General features: G+C 61.3%; 14 protein-coding genes and 1 tRNA gene. 5 read left to right on the top strand and 10 right to left on the bottom strand.

What is annotated here, in order from left to right:
- The first annotated feature begins 267 nt into the window (after window positions 1-267).
- Both F2P47_RS13695 and F2P47_RS13690 read left to right on the top strand, forming a co-directional pair.
- Window positions 268-519 carry a hypothetical protein gene (locus F2P47_RS13695; RefSeq protein ID WP_152216943.1) on the top strand — a complete coding sequence of 84 codons (252 nt, stop codon included), beginning with the start codon at window positions 268-270 and terminating at the stop codon, window positions 517-519.
- Between the two features lie 132 nt (window positions 520-651).
- Window positions 652-738, top strand: a tRNA-Leu gene (locus F2P47_RS13690).
- Between the two features lie 14 nt (window positions 739-752).
- Here F2P47_RS13690 and F2P47_RS13685 read toward each other — a convergent pair.
- Together F2P47_RS13685 and F2P47_RS13680 are read right to left on the bottom strand one after the other, a co-directional pair.
- On the bottom strand, window positions 753-1592 hold the full coding sequence (locus F2P47_RS13685) for an ATP-grasp fold amidoligase family protein (RefSeq protein ID WP_185681120.1): 840 nt from the start codon (window positions 1590-1592) through the stop codon (window positions 753-755).
- Between the two features lie 230 nt (window positions 1593-1822).
- Window positions 1823-2821, bottom strand: a complete 999-nt coding sequence (locus F2P47_RS13680) for an ATP-grasp fold amidoligase family protein (RefSeq protein WP_185681119.1) — start codon at window positions 2819-2821, stop codon at window positions 1823-1825.
- Between the two features lie 269 nt (window positions 2822-3090).
- On the opposite strand from F2P47_RS13680, the gene F2P47_RS13675 reads away from it, so the two are divergent.
- On the top strand, window positions 3091-4377 hold the full coding sequence (locus tag F2P47_RS13675; protein WP_152216940.1) for an NRAMP family divalent metal transporter: 1287 nt from the start codon (window positions 3091-3093) through the stop codon (window positions 4375-4377).
- Window positions 4378-4414: 37 nt separating this feature from the next.
- Here the strand turns inward: F2P47_RS13675 and F2P47_RS13670 are convergent, their stop codons facing one another.
- The gene (locus tag F2P47_RS13670; protein ID WP_152216939.1) at window positions 4415-4663 is read right to left on the bottom strand and encodes a zinc-finger domain-containing protein; all 249 of its coding nucleotides are present in this window, start codon (window positions 4661-4663) and stop codon (window positions 4415-4417) included.
- A gap of 319 nt (window positions 4664-4982) precedes the next feature.
- On the opposite strand from F2P47_RS13670, the gene F2P47_RS13665 reads away from it, so the two are divergent.
- Window positions 4983-6344, top strand: coding sequence for an MFS transporter (locus F2P47_RS13665; RefSeq protein ID WP_152216938.1), 1362 nt, complete (start codon window positions 4983-4985; stop codon window positions 6342-6344).
- Between the two features lie 18 nt (window positions 6345-6362).
- Here the strand turns inward: F2P47_RS13665 and F2P47_RS13660 are convergent, their stop codons facing one another.
- A complete protein-coding gene (locus F2P47_RS13660) occupies window positions 6363-7625 on the bottom strand; it encodes a M20 family metallopeptidase (protein ID WP_152216937.1) in 1263 nt (420 codons plus the stop codon).
- Window positions 7626-7747: 122 nt separating this feature from the next.
- Between F2P47_RS13660 and F2P47_RS13655 the strand changes: the two genes are divergently transcribed.
- On the top strand, window positions 7748-8494 hold the full coding sequence (locus F2P47_RS13655) for an alpha/beta fold hydrolase (protein WP_152216936.1): 747 nt from the start codon (window positions 7748-7750) through the stop codon (window positions 8492-8494).
- Here F2P47_RS13655 and arsA read toward each other — a convergent pair whose 3' ends face one another.
- The 6 genes from arsA to F2P47_RS13625 form a co-directional block, all read right to left on the bottom strand.
- Window positions 8495-10252: an arsenical pump-driving ATPase gene (gene arsA, locus F2P47_RS13650; RefSeq protein ID WP_152216935.1), complete on the bottom strand. Its 1758-nt coding sequence runs from the start codon at window positions 10250-10252 to the stop codon at window positions 8495-8497.
- A gap of 25 nt (window positions 10253-10277) precedes the next feature.
- Window positions 10278-11066: an SDR family NAD(P)-dependent oxidoreductase gene (locus F2P47_RS13645; protein ID WP_152216934.1), complete on the bottom strand. Its 789-nt coding sequence runs from the start codon at window positions 11064-11066 to the stop codon at window positions 10278-10280.
- A gap of 71 nt (window positions 11067-11137) precedes the next feature.
- Window positions 11138-11485: a PilZ domain-containing protein gene (locus tag F2P47_RS13640; protein ID WP_152216933.1), complete on the bottom strand. Its 348-nt coding sequence runs from the start codon at window positions 11483-11485 to the stop codon at window positions 11138-11140.
- 62 nt (window positions 11486-11547) lie between these two features.
- Complete coding sequence (locus F2P47_RS13635) at window positions 11548-12414, bottom strand: SDR family NAD(P)-dependent oxidoreductase (protein ID WP_152216932.1); 867 nt, start codon at window positions 12412-12414, stop codon at window positions 11548-11550.
- 35 nt (window positions 12415-12449) lie between these two features.
- Window positions 12450-13244, bottom strand: a complete 795-nt coding sequence (locus F2P47_RS13630) for an enoyl-CoA hydratase (protein ID WP_152216931.1) — start codon at window positions 13242-13244, stop codon at window positions 12450-12452.
- A 99-nt stretch (window positions 13245-13343) separates the two neighbouring features.
- The gene (locus F2P47_RS13625) at window positions 13344-14882 is read right to left on the bottom strand and encodes a sulfatase family protein (protein ID WP_152216930.1); all 1539 of its coding nucleotides are present in this window, start codon (window positions 14880-14882) and stop codon (window positions 13344-13346) included.
- Between the last annotated feature and the right edge of the window lie 359 nt (window positions 14883-15241).

Genomic DNA, 15241 nt, shown 5'->3' with positions numbered 1-15241 from the left:
GAGCCGGAGACGCCGGGCAGGGGTGGAAATGTCGCCAAATTGCAACAGCCGGGTCCATCTGTTGCAAAGATTCAGCTTTCACTCCGGCTCAAGCCGATACAATATTATGAGAGTCGGCTAAAGTTCCAAGCTGACGGGTTTTGACGGCCGCCAATCTCGCGCTCCGCAGGGAACACTTGGGTTGGGGGGAAGCGTCGGCAAAGCCTGAAAAAAACAAGGCTTGGGAACGAGTTCAAGGGTCAGCGATACCCGGAGGGAGAGACGCTTATGAAGAAGATTTTCGGCATTGTGGGTCTGGTTGCCGGTGCGACGATGATGGTTTCGGGCACGGCGATGGCGCTGGATTCCAGCTTCGATGCCATGTCCAAGTCGGGCAAGCACCAGTTCTATGTCTGGTGCACCGGCGGCAAGAGCAGTGTGCAGTCCGCCGATGGCGCGACGGCCAAGGAAGCCCAGGCGAAGCTCGCTGCTTCCGCCGGCAACAGCTGCTGGCCGGTCTGGCAGGGCCTCGCCGGCTAAGCTTCGGCAGGCTGGATTTGAAACGGCGGTCCTTCGGGGCCGCCGTTTTCATTTGGGGTGGGTGATGCGGATAAACGCTCCCGCGTTGCGCCACGCCGCCCGAGCAGGCATATCTGTGACGCCGCTAAACGGGGCCCCTTGGCGAAATTGGTATACGCAGCAGACTTAAAATCTGCTTCTCGTGAGGGAATGCGGGTTCGAGTCCCGCAGGGGCCACCAGCCGGGCGGACGCCTTAGCGAAGTGTGCTGGCGAGCAGCGCGTCGAAATGGGCGATCAATCCGTCGGCTGGTTCGTTCAGCCCGTTGCTCGGTGTGAAGGTGATCTCGCCCAGATAGATCCGCTCCATTTCATCGATGAGAAAGTCGACCCTGTTGAAATCGAACGGCTTGGCGATGTCGAGCGCGGCGCTGACCAGCCGCGCCTTAGTGTCTTCCGATAGATGAAAGTCCTGAAGGCGGGGTCTTTCGGAGGACTGAAACCGGCTCACCTGAAAATCTTCGTCGAACCATGTCGACTCTTCGACCAGGATTCCGTTCCTCAAGGTCTTTCTGTAGGCTGAGATCAGTCCGATCCGGTCCTTGAAGATGTATACGTTCCAGGCGATCGACTCTGCGCTCGATCCGACCTGCTTCTCGATGAGGATTTCCTTCGGGAACGCGCTGTACCACCACTCGCCGTCATGGACGCCATAGTCGTTTGCGAGCCAGGCTGCGCATTTCCTCTCAAGAAGTCGGCGCTCGTCTTCCTTCAGCGGATATTCAATCCGTTGAAACATGTTGGAGCCGTGATTGGCTTTTAGATAATAGAAGCCCGGGGCGATTTCGTTGTTAGTCGGCAATTCCGCATGTGGGGAATGCCATACGATCTCCGGGATGCGAATCAGGCCCTTCAGATGCGCCGGGATGAATGAGGATGTCAGCAGTTTGTTGCCGCTCTCGGGCACACTGAATTCGGCAAAAAATTTTCGCCTGAAAATATGCTCGTTATATCCGCTCGGATTTACGAAGTCCGGCAAAGTTCCGTGAAAGCGGTGATATTTGTACATGGCGAAGGCCATGGTTTGGATCAGCATATTCTCATCGTAGAAATCAATGCCTCGTGCGTGGCCGGGGCGCGGCTTTCGACGAAATGGTGAGTCTGCGGATTTTCTGATCTGCTCGATCTGTCGGGCGGCGGCGGCCCGAAATGCATAGCTATGGCGCCGTCGCGACAGGCTTTTCCGCCAGGCCGCGACGCAGCGGACCGTCTTTATGAGATTACCTGTCGGCATTTGTTTCAGTGACATACCACAAATGTCTGTCTTCAGGAGATAACAGCGGACCCGCGCCGGTCGAGTTCATCCAGAAGTATGCGGCGGTAGACACCGCGCCATCCCCGCTGCGGCGTCGACAGGAACCACGAATTGCGCGGATCCCAGACACGCATGATGTTCTCTATGAGGTCCTCTTTCAACTTCAACGTCGGGATGATCCCGTAGCCCGAAGCTGGATAGATGGTGATTTCGCCTGCGAAGAGTTCGCCGCTGCTCCAGTAGAAATCGAAACGCGCATAATCGATCTCCTGGCTGAGCCGCGCCGCCTGCGCCACCGCCAATTGATAGCCCTCCGGCAGGGCAATGGCGTCGAGCTCGGCGTCCGTCACGCCGGGCGCAGGTTCCACCCCAAGGCGCTTTCCATCGCGAGAGAAATAGATCAGCGATTCTCGATCGGTCTTTGCGTGAAGCAGCAGCGATACATAGCTTACCTTGCCGGCCCCCGCGCGTATGTTGATCTCGACAGGCGGCTCGTCTTCATTGCCCAGCATTTCCTCGACGAATATGCGGCGCTCTATCTGCCCATAGGCCCATTCCGCATCCTTGCGGCCATAGGCGCGTTCGCTGCGCCAACACCGGATTGTTTGCGCCAGCTCGTCGCGGTCATATTTCCCGGCGCGGATGAAGAAGTTGCGATTGCAGCCGTCATTGCGCTTCACGACGACATTGCCGCGCAGAACCTCTTTGGGAATGGCATCCGTTCCTTTCCCCACCCACAACACGCGCGGCACTTTCAGATCCGAATTACGCGATGTAATGAATTCCTTCGCCGCGAGCTTGTCGCTCAGCGTCACGAAGAGCGGATTATGGTCGAAGACCTTTCGCCATTGCATCCAGTCGTAATAGGTCTCCGGCAGCGCGAGTTTCGGCATGCGGCCCTGAACGCGCATGAACCTTCGCCCGAGCCTGGCGAAGCGCCATGTGAGAAGCCCCCGGTCGATGGCGGCAAAGGCGAGGCGCCTGGCCGGCGAGGAGGGGTAGTTGGGCATTTTGGCCTCTGGTTGCCTCAATAATTTCGCCGGGACGACTTGGGGTGTTTGGGAGAATCGAAGATCGCGGCGTGCAGAGTGTGCCCATTGGACCTGCTCGTCCAGACAGGAGGAATCCTCGTGGCCGCCTTTGTATCCAAAAGGGAAACGACCGCCAGATCCCGGAGTCATGGAAGGCTTTCGCGGAAACATTCGGTAGGGGGAGCTTCCCTCGCCCGGAGCGAAGCAGATAGACTGCCCCCAGCGCCAAACCGCAAACATTGGTCTCCATGACAAACCCGGACGATGCCGCAAACGCGCCCGACGATGACGCGCAGCCACGTTTTGCGCTCCTCGGCCCCGGCCTCACGACGGGCGCCTCGGACGACGATCCGAGCGGCATAGCCACTTATTCGCAGGCAGGGGCGCAGTTCGGCTACGGGCTCGCCTGGACACTGGTGCTGAGTCTCCCGTTGATGGCGGCGATCCAGGAGATCAGTGCCCGCATCGGCCGTGTATCGGGGCACGGCATTGCCGGGAACCTCGCCCGCTACTACCCGCGTCCTGTGCTCTACGCGATTGTCGGCCTTCTCTGTATTGCCAACACGATCAATATCGGCGCGGACCTCGGCGCCATGGGTGCTGCATTGCAGCTACTCATCGGCGGGCCGGCTCCGGTCTATGTCGTGCTGTTCGGCGCAGCCAGTGTGCTGGCGGAAGTCTTCATCCAATACGCGCGCTACGAGCCTGCGCTCAAATGGTTGACGCTCACGCTTTTCGCGTATGTGGCGACGCTTTTCGCTGTCGACGTGCCGTGGAGCGAGCTCCCGGGCGATGTCTTCCTACCGTCGATTTCCTATAATACGGCCTATTTTACCAGCATCGTTGCCGTCTTCGGCACGACCATCAGCCCCTATCTCTTCTTCTGGCAGGCTGAGGAGGAGGTCGAGTCTACGGATGGCGATCCGCGCCGCCCGCCGCTAGCGACCGACCCGAAATGGGCGGTCCGGGAATTCTCCCGCATTCGGCTCGATACTGTCGTGGGCATGGTTTTCTCGAATGTTGTTGCGCTCGCCATCCTCATGACCACGGCGGCGACGCTTCATGTGCATGGCGTCACGGACATCGAAACCTCGGCCCAGGCGGCAGAAGCCTTGCGTCCGATTGCGGGTCCCTTTGCCTTCGTTCTTTTCGCTGCGGGCATTATCGGCACGGGGCTTCTGGCCGTGCCCGTGCTGGCGGGCTCTGCTGCCTATGCGGTGGGCGAGGCGATGGGTTGGCCCTCGGGGCTTGCGCGCAAGCCGGGCGAGGCGAAGGCCTTTTACGGTGTCGTCGCCTTCTCGACGCTGATCGGCGTGGCGATGAATTTTCTGGAAATCAACCCGATCAAGGCGCTGTTCTGGAGCGCCGTCATCAACGGCTTCGTCGCCGTGCCGGTCATGGTGATGATGATGCTGATGACCAAGCGGCCCGAAATCATGGGCGAGTTGATGCTGCCGAAGGGCCTGCGTCTGCTCGGCTGGCTCTCAACCCTCGTCATGCTGGCGACGGTGGTCGGATTGATCGTGACCTTGTAGGCGCCCGGCTGCCTGAGCGGGCGGCAGCGTTACAGGATCAGGCGTGTGCCGTGGTGTGGTAGACGGCGCTGGCCGGAACGGCTTCATCCGCCTTCAGTGACGCATCGAACTTGTAGAGCGTCGAGCAATAGGGGCAGATCATTTCCGTCTCGCGGCCCATGTCGAGATAGACATGCGGGTGGTCGTAGGGCGGGGTTGCGCCGACGCATTCAAACTCACGCACGCCGATGCGGATTTCCGACACGCCTGCGTCATTCGTGAATTTCGGGGTGCCTTCGCCGTGCATTGCGTCTGACCTTCTGCCGCGGGTAACTCGGCCGGGTGGCTTCCCCGGCGGGCGCTAAATTAGTCCGGGCGGGCGCGGATTCCTAGCCTCTTTTCCCCAACTTTTTTGGGGACGACGCAACGTCGATAGTATTGCTTGGCCCTGCCGGTGCGGTTCGGCATACTCCTCCCGCCCAAAGCGGGGCACGAAGACCCCGCAGGAGGCAGGATTTGGGGAGGACAAGTACCCGGCGATGGGGCGCGCAGGCGTTTCCGGCCTTGGGTGGGCGTTTCTTCTCGTTCCAGTAAACAGTTACGTACGAGAGGGAGCCCTGCCTTCGATGGCCGAACCGAAACATTCCGCCCTTCGCCTGCTCGCCTTCGCGGGCCCTTCGATTCCCATTGCCGCGCTGGGCCTGCCTCTGGCGGTCTATCTGCCGCCTTTCTATGCGGGCCCTATGGGCCTCGGCCTTGCGACCGTCGGCACGATCTTCATGCTGGCGCGCATCTGGGACGTCGTGATCGATCCTGTTCTCGGTTACCTCTCCGACCGATTTCCCAGCCGCTGGGGCAGGCGGCGCCATTGGCTGGTTATTGCCGTCCCGCTCCTGATGGTGTCGAGCTGGTTCATTTTCGTGCCCACGGCGCCAGTCTCTGCGAACTATCTGCTCGCCGGCCTGTTCGGTCTCTATCTCGGTTTCACCATGATGCTGCTCGCGCATATGTCGTGGGGCGCGGAGCTCGATGACGATTATCACGAGCGGTCCCGCATCCAGGGCTGGCGCGAGGGGCTTGCGGTGCTTGGCGTTCCGCTGGTGCTGATGCTGCCCGCGATCATCGAGAAAGTGGGCGGCGAGCATGTCGAGACGGCGCGTGTCGCCGTCATGGGCTGGTATGTCATTATCGCGCTGCCGCTTACTGTCTTCTTCGCAGTCCGCTTCATGGGCGAGCGCAAGCAGCGTCCGCAGGCGCATCTGCCAATCAGCGAAGCAGTAAAGGTGCTCGCCACCAATCGCGCGCTCAGGACGCTTGTCATCGCCGACCTCGCCAGCGGCTTCTCGGGCTCGGCGCTCGGCGCCATGTTCATCTACGAATCGAGCTACGTCTGGCAGGTTGGCACCTATGCGAGCCTGCTGCTGCTGCTCTATTTCTTCGCGGGCGTTGCCTTCATTCCGCTCGTCCTGAAGATCAGCTATCGCCTGGGCAAGCACCGTACCATGATCGGCGCGGCACTCTTCAACGTTCTCTTCGTGCCTACGCTGTTCCTCATTCCGCCGGGCAACATCGTCGTCGCGTCGATCGTGCTGCTTTTCCTCGGCATGAATGTCGGTATTCCGAACGTGCTCTATCGCTCGATCATGGCCGATGTCGGCGATTACGATGAAGTGCATACGGGCCAGCGCCGCACGGGGCTTTTCTATGCTCTGCTGACGCTGACGGCGAAGGTGGGGAGCGCCGTGTCGATCGGCGTCACCTATTGGGCGTTGTCCTTCATCGGGTTTCAGCCAGGTGGCGAGAACGCGCCGGAGGTGCTGACCCACCTCAACATGCTCTATGTCGCGGTGCCGTTCTGCTGCAATCTCTTCGTCGCCTACATGATGTGGGGCTTCCCCATCGGGCTGAAGGAGCAGCAGGAGTTGCGCAAGATCCTCGACGAGCGTGTCGTCGAGGAAGTCGAGTCGATCGAGACGATCGTTCGTTGAGCGAGAGGCTGCGGCGCCCTAATGGGCGCCGCAGCCGCAGCCGCCGATTTCGGCCGTGCCACGCGGATCATAAGCGGCGGCGACGGAGCGGGCGGAGGCTTCCGCCGTTGCCGCGAAGTCGGCAGCAGTCTTGGCGCGCAGGTCCGCATCGCTCAGATAGTCGATGGCCGTCATGGCCAGCGCCTTCGCACCATCAATGCAGGCCTTGTCGCCGAGATCGGAGCGGGCCCAACGCGCGAATTCCGGATTGTGAATCACGACATTGGGCGGCGCGCAGGAGATCATCGGATGGATCGACGGTACGCGATGGCTGACATTGCCCATGTCCGTGCTGCCGGCGGTGCCCGAGGGCAGCTTCTCGATCGGAAAGAAGTCGCGGCCGAGCGCGCGCATATTGCCCTCGTAGCTGCGAGCGAGCGGCATGTTGGTCTTGAGGTCGAGATAATCGGCCTGCGCCCATTTGATTTCGGCGGTGCAGCCGGTGGCGAGCGCGCCAGCCTCGAAGCACACCTGCACGCGCTTTTTCAGCAGCGCCAGCTCCTCCGCATTGGCCGCGCGGACATAGAAGAAACCTTCCGTCTCGTCCGGCACGATGTTGGGCGCCACGCCGCCCTTGGTGATAATGCCGTGAATGCGCTCGGTGTGCTTGATGTGCTGACGGAGCTGGGCGATTGACTGGTAAGCGGTGATGAGCGCGTCGAGCGCATTGAGGCCCGCATGCGGCATGGCCGAAGCATGGGCAGCCAGGCCGCGATAGGTGACGGCGACTTCGGAAATGGCGATGCAGGGCATGGTGATGAGGTCGATGCCCGCCGGATGCACCATCATGGCGGCATCGACGCCATCGAAGGCACCTTGCTGCGCCATCAGTTCCTTGCCGCCACCGCGTTCCTCGGCAGGTGTGCCGAGATAGCGGATCTGGCCGGGCAGGCCATGGCCAAGCTGCGCCAAGGCGAGCGTCGCACCGAGGCCCGTGGTCGCGATGATGTTGTGTCCGCAGGCATGGCCGATGCCGGGCAGCGCGTCATATTCCGACAGGATCGCCACTTCCGGCGTGCCCTTGGGGCCGAAGGTTGCGGCATAGGCGGTGGGCAGGCCAAAGGCGCTGCGCGTGACCGGCAGGCCGGCGCGTTCCAGATGCCCCGCCAGCAGAGAGGCCGCCTCGACCTCGTGAAAGGCAAGCTCAGGCTTTGCATGGATCGCATGGCTCACTTCGATGAGCGTCGGCGCCATGGCGTCGATAGCGTCGCAGACCTGGCGTTTCAATGCTGATGCAGTCATGGGATCCTCCGCGTTTTGGAAATCCTATCCTCTTCGCCGGGCAAATGTCACCGCTACAATCCGTGGCCGCGTTTCCGACGAGCGAAAATGCTATGCTGTCGGAAACGGCCTGGAGATTGCCCGTGCAGTATTTTGAGTCAGATGGATTGAAGCTCGCCTATCGCGTCGAGGGGGAGGGTGCGCCCATTCTTCTCGTGCATGGCTTTGCCTCGACGCATCGGGTGAACTGGATTGCGACGAGCTGGACGCGAACACTGATCGAGGCAGGCCGGCGCGTCATCATGGCCGATGGGCGAGGACATGGCGAAAGCGACAAGCCGCATGATGTGGAAGACTATGCGCTGGAGGCAATGGCGGGCGATGTGGTTGCGCTGCTCGACCATCTGGGTGAGCCGGGTGTCGACCTGATGGGCTATTCCATGGGCGGCATGGTTTCGCTCGTCGCGGCAGCGCTCTATCCGGAGCGCTTCGATCGCGTGATTGTCGCAGGCGTCGGCGAACGCCTTCTCGATAAGAACAAGGATGCGAGTGCGGTCGCCGATGCATTGTTGACCGACGATCCCGCCTCGATCAAAAGTCCCGCCGCAAAGCTTTTCCGCACCTTCGCCGACCAGAACCATCAGGACCGCGCGGCGCTCGCCGCCTGCTTCGAGGCCGTGCGCGCCGATTTTCCGGCCGAGCTGCTGCCACACATCACAAGGCCTGTGCTGATCGTCGCGGGCGAAACGGACGATCAGGCCGGACCTGCAGCATCGCTCGCGGCACCTATTCCCGGTGCACAGTCATATACCGTGCCGAAGCGCGACCACATGAAGACGGTCGGCGACCGCGCCTATAAGGAAGCGGTGCTGAAGTTTCTTGCCGAGTAGTTAGCCAGAGACGAGTTCGGACAGGGCAGAAACGCCAACCGGCGGTTCGGCCTGCCACGGCAGAAGAAAGAGACGCCTTGCAAGCGTTTTGCCGACACGTTCGATCTGGATGCGCTCCGCAGCGATGCGCGCGCGCAGCAGCGGGTCATGGGTGGCGGCCGCTGCGAGGCTGCGATTTATCACCCACGCATAGGGCTCGACCTTCGCGCGGCGCAAATCTTCCTGAAGACTCGCCGCTTCCGAGACGGGCGTCGTCTCCGGTAGCGTAACGAGGATGATCTTTGTGTAGTCAGGGTCCTGCAATCTCATCATTGGCGTGATGATGCGGCCATGGGTGCCGGGCGCGATGTCGTGCATCATCTGGCGATGATATGCGCCTGTCGCGTCCATCAACAGAAGCGTGTGACCGGTGGGAGCCGTGTCGAGAACGACGAAATTGCTTCTCGCTTCCGCGACGACGCGCGAGAAAGCGTGAAACACGGCCACTTCCTCGGTGCAGGGGGACTTCAGATCTTCGAGCATCAGGGCGCGTTCCTGCTCATCGAGATTCTTGCCGCGCGTGGCCATGATCTTCTCGATATAGCGATCGGTTTCCGCCTTGGGGTCTATACGGTCGACCTGCAATCCGTCGAGGTCGCCGTCGAGCGTCGCGGTGATATGTGCGGCCGGATCGGTGGTGCTGAGGTGAACGCTATGTCCGCGCCGGACGAGTCCTATGGCGAGCGCGGCGGCGATGGTTGTCTTGCCGACACCGCCTTTGCCCATCACCATGATGAGGCCGCGACCCGCGGCGGCGAGTTCATCCACCAGTGCATCGAGTTTGGGGATGGCCGGTGCCGAGGGCCCCGCGCCCTTCACATGCGCGGCGGCATGTGGGTCGACATCGGAGAGCAGGGCGCGCAGCGCAGCCAATCCAACCATGTCGAACGGCCGCAGAGGGATGCGATCCTGCGGCAACGTCTCCAGATTTTCCGGCATGCCGGCTAGGGCTTTCTCACCAAGCGCTTCGATCGAATGAGCAATGCTGTCGTTCCGATCGGCCGCGTGAAAGACGCCATTGATGGCGAGGCGCTGATTGGCGAGGCCTAGCGCTCGCAACTCGTCCGAAGTGCGCGCCGCTTCGCGTATGGCGCTTCTGTCGGCGCGCGTTACCAGCATGATGGTGGTGAGCGCCGCATTTCCAAGCGTTGCGAGCGCGGCGCGAAAGCGTGCCTCGCGCATCTTGAGGCCCGAATGCGGACCGAGGCAGGAAGCACCGCGATCATTGTCTTTCAGAAATCCCGTCCACGCCTTGGGCAGGCTCAGAAGACGCAGCGTATGGCCGGTAGGGGCCGTATCGAAAATGATGTGGTCATAAGCGGACTCGTCATCCGCCAGAAGACCGACGAATTCATCGAAGGCTGCGATCTCGGTGGTGCAGGCGCCAGATAGCTCCTCGCGTACCGTCGAGCGTTCCGAGTCGGTTGATGTAGGTGCCATCTGTTCGATGACGCGCCGGCGATAGTCTTCAGCCGCCTCGTCAGGATCGATGTTCATGGCGAACAAATGCTGCGCGCCCGGTATTGGCGTGGGGGCATTGTCGAGTTTGGCACCGAGCATCTCGTCGAGATTGGAAGCGGGATCGGTGCTGACCAGCAGCACCGATTTGCCGCTGTCGGCGAGCTTTAGCGCGACAGCGCAAGCGAGCGAGGTCTTTCCTACGCCGCCCTTGCCGGTGAAGAACAGGAATCGCGTCGGATTGTCGGCGAGCTTCAGCATAAGAACCCGTTCTTTCCCGCGCGACTTACCGCGCTTTCAGCGGTGCGAAGCCGAGATGCATGCCGGCATCGGTCATCAGCGTTTCGCCGGTGATGTGGTCCGAGCCTTCGCCGGCGAAGAAGACGACCGAAACGGCGATGTCCTCCGGCGTTCCGGCGCGGGCGAGCGGCGTGGTCGCCTCCTGCTGCTTTCTGATCTTTTCGTATTGCATCTCGCCGAAACGGTCGGAGAACCAGCGCGTGCCGATGAATCCGGGGCAGACGGCGTTGACGCGGATTTCCGGCGCGAGGGAGCGGGCGAGCGATAGCGTCATGGTGTTGAGTGCGCCCTTCGAGGCGGCATAGGCAACCGATGAGCCGACGCCGGTGACGCCTGCGATCGACGACACATTGACCACCGAGCCCTTGCCCACTTTCTTCATGTGCGGCGCGCAGGCGCGGATCATCTGATAGGCGCCGACGACGTTGACCTTGTAGATACAGAAGAAGTCCTCTGCAGTCAGCGCTTCGAGATCGGCGTGGTTGGCGAACTGCGTCGTGCCCGCATTGTTGACGAGCACGTCGATGCGGCCCCATTTGTCGACAGCGGTTTGCGCGATGCGGCGGCAATCGGCATCCTCGCCGACATCGCCCTGGGCGAGAATGGCGTCGACGCCTTTCGACTTGACCATCTCCAGTGTCTCTTTCGCTTCCTTCTCGCTCTTCGTGTAGTTGATGACGACGCGGCTGCCGCGCTCCGCGAGCTTGATGGCGACGGCGGCGCCGAGGCCCGTGGCCGAACCGGTGACAATGGAAACCTTGTCCTTGAGCGTCATGTCGCTTCCCCGTGAGATATTGTTTGCGGGGAGTTTAGCTGTTCCGGGGGCGAAGGCTACTGGTAGAAACGTCAGGAAAGGTCTTCTGGCGGGTTATGGAAGGCAGCGAGGATGAGGCGGTCGGTCAGCTTCAGCCGCTTGCCTGTCGGCGTCGAAAGCTCGATGCAGGCAAGCGCGCCGTCATGGCGGATGACGGCGCCTCGCGCGAAACCCACATCGGGCACGTCGATGGCGACAGCGGCGCCGAGGGCAGGGAGCGGCAGGCATTCGATGAGCGCGCCGGTCGCCGACATTTCATGCACGATGCAATCGACATCGACGCCGGCGAAGACGACGCGGCCTTCGATGCGCGTGCCGATACGCCGGAACAGGCGGCGGTCGGAGGCGTCTTTCGGCTGGGTTTCGGATGGTTCGGCCATGGGCTCTCTCCGGAGGGCGTGACGCACCCCCGGAGAGAGCCTAGGGCCGGATGGTTTAGGAATTATTGCGCGGGCTTCGCGTCGGCGGGCAGGCTCGACAGGAAGTCGCCGATGACCTTTTCGAAGTCGATCCGCTTGCCGAGCGATGCCATGGGGCCAGCGGTAAGCCCGCCATCGACGGCGATGCTCTGGCCGGTAACGAAGCTCGATGCGTCGCTGCCGAGGAAGAGCGCCATTTCCGCGATGTCGTTCGGCAGGCCCGAACGCGGTGTCGGCTGGATGTTGGCAAGGTGCTGCTTCATCACTTCGGCGAACTGGTCGGCAACCTGCGTGCCGAGGCCGAGCCCGCTTCCGAAGATTGAGGTTGCGATGCCGCCGGGGCAAATCGCATTCGAGCGCACGAAGAAGGGCGCAAGCTCCATCGCCGCACAGCGCGAGAAGTGATGCACCGCCGCCTTGCAGGCGGAATAGATGAGGGGGCCGAAGCCAGCCTGCAATCCTGCGACCGATGCGGTCGAGATGATGCTGCCGGACTGCTGCGCCTTCATGTGTGGCGCGGCATATTTGTAGCCGAGCACAACGCCCTTCAGCAGGACGCCGACCGTCTCGTCGAAGCCATTCATGTCGATTTCGTGCAGCTCGCCGCCGACGCCGCCATAACCGGCATTGTTGAACAGGATGTCGAGCTTGCCGAACTTCTCGATCGTGTGCTCGACCAGCGTCTTCACTTCCGTCTCATGCGCAACATTGGTGCGGCAATAGGAGAAGTTCTTGCCCAGCTCGTGCTCCATCGCCACGCCCTTGTGGTCCTGGAGATCGCCAACGACGACCTTCGCGCCTTCCTTCAGAAAAAGATCGACCGTGCCGCGGCCGATCCCGCTCGTGCCGCCGGTGATGATCGCAACCTTGCCTTCGAGCCTTCCGCCCATGACGTTTCTCCCTTTGTTTTCTCGTTGGATTTGTTTCAGCGGCCCCTGAATACGGGCTTTCTCTTTTCCATGAACGCCTTGCGTCCCTCGGCATAATCCTCGCTCGAAAAACAGCGTTCGATCAGTTGATCGCAATAATCGGCGTCGAAATTGTCGGATGCCTTTCGTGTCTCGTCGACGATCTTCTTTGCCGTCATGACGGTCAGCGGCGCATTCTCGGCGATGATCGAGCAGGTGTCCCGCGTCTGGGCCTCCAGAGTTTCGCGTGTAAAGACGCGATTGATGAGACCCATGGAGAGCGCTTCGTCGCAGGTGAAACGCCGCGCGGTGAAGAAGATTTCCTTGGCGAAGGCGGGGCCTACGACATCGACGAGGCGGCGCGTACCGGACGCCGCATAGGCAAGGCCAAGCTTCGCGGCCGGGATGCCGAAGGTCGAACCTTCTGCCGCGAAGCGGATGTCGCAGGAAAGCGCGATACCGAGGCCGCCGCCGATGCAATAGCCGTCGATCATGGCGATGGTCGGGCGTTCGGCGCGCGCGATTGTTTCGAAGGCGAGGGTGGTCGCGTCTTCGTAGGTCGCGACGCTTTCAGGATTGTTGCGCTGCGCCTCGAACTGCGAAATGTCGGCGCCCGCGACGAAGGCCCTGTCGCCTGCGCCCTTCAGCACGATGACACGGATTTCCGGATCGGATTCGAATTCCGCAATGATCTTCGGCACGGCCTCCCACATGTCGAGGCTGACGGCGTTGAGGCGCTCCGGATTGTTGAAGATCATCCAGCCGATCGAACCGTCCTTGACGGCGATCATGCGCGGGGTGGGAGAGGACATGCGGGACTCCTGCAGTTCTTGAGGTGCCGCATTCTGCATGCCGGACGCGCGACTGTCATCCCGGCTTGCGCCGGGATGACATGACGTGGACCGGGGTGCCTAGACCGGTGCGACACATTCAAGGCGCGGCTCGTGGACCGAGGGAAGATTGTCCTTCATATCCGCGAGCAGGTCCGACTTCAGCGCCTGGTAAGCCGGATCGTTCCAGAGGTTCCGCCACTGCTGCGGATCGTTCTTGTGATCGTAAAGCTCGCCCTCAGTGCCGTCATAGATCGTTCCCGGCAGGTAGGCCGTGATGGTGTAGCCGTCGCGATAGATGGTGCGGAGCCCCACTGTCGTGCCGTCTACATGCTGGCAGTCCCATTCGGTGAAAACCCGTTCGCGTTTCTGGCGCGCGGCCTCCGTTTCGCTCTGGGGGAGGGGCTTGCCCTGCATCCATTCGGCGACGGGAAGACTTGCGATCTCGCAGAAGGTCGGTGCGAGATCGACCTGGCCGACCGGTGCGGCGACGCTCGCGGGCGCGACATTGGCCGACTTGGCGGGCCGCCAGATCATGGGAAGGCGCATCAGCGCGTCGACATGATAGGGGCCCTTGAAGAGCAGGCCGAACTCGCCCTGAAACTCGCCATGATCGGTAGTGAAGACGACATCGACATCGTCACCCCAGCCGCGTTTTTCGATATTGGCCATGATCTTTGCCACGGCCTCGTCGATCAGTTCGTTCTCGACATGGGTGAAGGCGTTGATCTCGCGCACCTGATCGGCGGTCATGTCGCAGGCGCGAAACTCCGGCGGCGCTTCGAAATTGGTGACGCGCTCGCCCGTGTACCATTCGTGCCAGTGGCGCGGCTTGTCCTTCAGGATCGCTTCGATCTTTTCCTTCGAGCCCGGATAGAATTCCGGCATCGGTGTTTCGCGCCAGGGGTGGCGGCCAAGCTCCGACTTCGGCGGGTCCCAGGGGTGGTGCGGATCGGGGAAGGAGACCCAGCAGAACCAGTCTTCATCCGCCTTCAAACCGTCGAGCCAGGCGATGGCGCGGTCCGCCACCCAGTCGGTGTGATAATGCTCGCGCGCAACATCGTTGAAGTGGAGCTGGCAACCGCCCGTTTCGCCGCCGCCCGCCGCATTCACCTGAAATTTCGCGTCGAGGTTTGGATAGAACTTCACGAAGGCATCCGGATCGTGCGTCTTCAGCCATTCCGCGTAGTGCAGGATGAGCGGTGAATGGGCCGCGAGTTCCATGTGCTCGAAGCCGCGATGGGGCCCGTATTCTCCGAGCCGCGCCATCTGGCTCTCATAGAACTGCTGCTTGAAGTCGAGGAAAGGCTCGAAATGCGCCTTGCCGATGAGCGCGGTGCGGTAGCCCGCTTTCTCGTGCAGATATTGCGCGACGCTCGGCGCATCGACGGGCAGCGGCACACCGTTCATCCACACGCCATGCGTCGAGACATATTGTCCGGTGATCATGGTCGAGCGGGCGGGCATGCAGACGACGTTCTGGTTATGCGCGCGGCTGTAGTTGATGCCGTTTGCCGCCAGCGCGTCGATCGCTGGCGTGCGGGCCACTTTCTGCCCATTCGCGCCGATGGCATCGAAGCGCATCTGATCGGTCGTGATGAAAAGTATCTTGCGGCCCATGAAGTCTCCCGTACCTCTATTCAACTATTAATGATATACATTAACCCAGTCTGACATGTGGGCGCTAGGAAAATCAGTGCGTGAGTTCGGCCATAAGTGCTGCGGCACACAGACAATTTAGAAGAAAGGGTGGATGTTGTTAGTCTGAAAGGGGAGACGATTCGAGGGGTTTTGTGTCTATATGGCAAAAGAAATTTTGGCTATCGGTCTCGATCTCGCGTCTGATGCCGTGTCCGACGTGAGTTTCTATTCCAAGGCTTCGCTCTTGGATTGGGACATTGTGTAAGCGGTGTTTTGCCCCCACATTACCTCTGGCGTCGTGATCTGCGATCACCTTTTGATGGAAGATTGCAGGGAGT

This window comes from Parvibaculum sedimenti (assembly GCF_009184905.1).
GTDB lineage: Bacteria > Pseudomonadota > Alphaproteobacteria > Parvibaculales > Parvibaculaceae > Parvibaculum > Parvibaculum sedimenti.
This window is presented reverse-complemented; position numbering and strand designations above follow the sequence as displayed.

What these genes read in the sequence shown, in the direction of transcription:
- F2P47_RS13630 (WP_152216931.1), bottom strand. Translation starts at nt 13,244, where the DNA reads ATGTCCTCTCCCACCCCGCGCATGATCGCCGTCAAGGACGGTTCGATC.
- F2P47_RS13670 (WP_152216939.1), bottom strand. Translation starts at nt 4,663, where the DNA reads ATGCACGGCGAAGGCACCCCGAAATTCACGAATGACGCAGGCGTGTCG.
- F2P47_RS13635 (WP_152216932.1), bottom strand. Translation starts at nt 12,414, where the DNA reads ATGGGCGGAAGGCTCGAAGGCAAGGTTGCGATCATCACCGGCGGCACG.
- F2P47_RS13685 (WP_185681120.1), bottom strand. Translation starts at nt 1,592, where the DNA reads ATGCTGATCCAAACCATGGCCTTCGCCATGTACAAATATCACCGCTTT.
- F2P47_RS13680 (WP_185681119.1), bottom strand. Translation starts at nt 2,821, where the DNA reads ATGCCCAACTACCCCTCCTCGCCGGCCAGGCGCCTCGCCTTTGCCGCC.
- F2P47_RS13625 (WP_152216930.1), bottom strand. Translation starts at nt 14,882, where the DNA reads ATGGGCCGCAAGATACTTTTCATCACGACCGATCAGATGCGCTTCGAT.
- F2P47_RS13675 (WP_152216940.1), top strand. Translation starts at nt 3,091, where the DNA reads ATGACAAACCCGGACGATGCCGCAAACGCGCCCGACGATGACGCGCAG.
- F2P47_RS13660 (WP_152216937.1), bottom strand. Translation starts at nt 7,625, where the DNA reads ATGACTGCATCAGCATTGAAACGCCAGGTCTGCGACGCTATCGACGCC.
- F2P47_RS13640 (WP_152216933.1), bottom strand. Translation starts at nt 11,485, where the DNA reads ATGGCCGAACCATCCGAAACCCAGCCGAAAGACGCCTCCGACCGCCGC.
- arsA (WP_152216935.1), bottom strand. Translation starts at nt 10,252, where the DNA reads ATGCTGAAGCTCGCCGACAATCCGACGCGATTCCTGTTCTTCACCGGC.
- F2P47_RS13645 (WP_152216934.1), bottom strand. Translation starts at nt 11,066, where the DNA reads ATGACGCTCAAGGACAAGGTTTCCATTGTCACCGGTTCGGCCACGGGC.
- F2P47_RS13695 (WP_152216943.1), top strand. Translation starts at nt 268, where the DNA reads ATGAAGAAGATTTTCGGCATTGTGGGTCTGGTTGCCGGTGCGACGATG.
- F2P47_RS13665 (WP_152216938.1), top strand. Translation starts at nt 4,983, where the DNA reads ATGGCCGAACCGAAACATTCCGCCCTTCGCCTGCTCGCCTTCGCGGGC.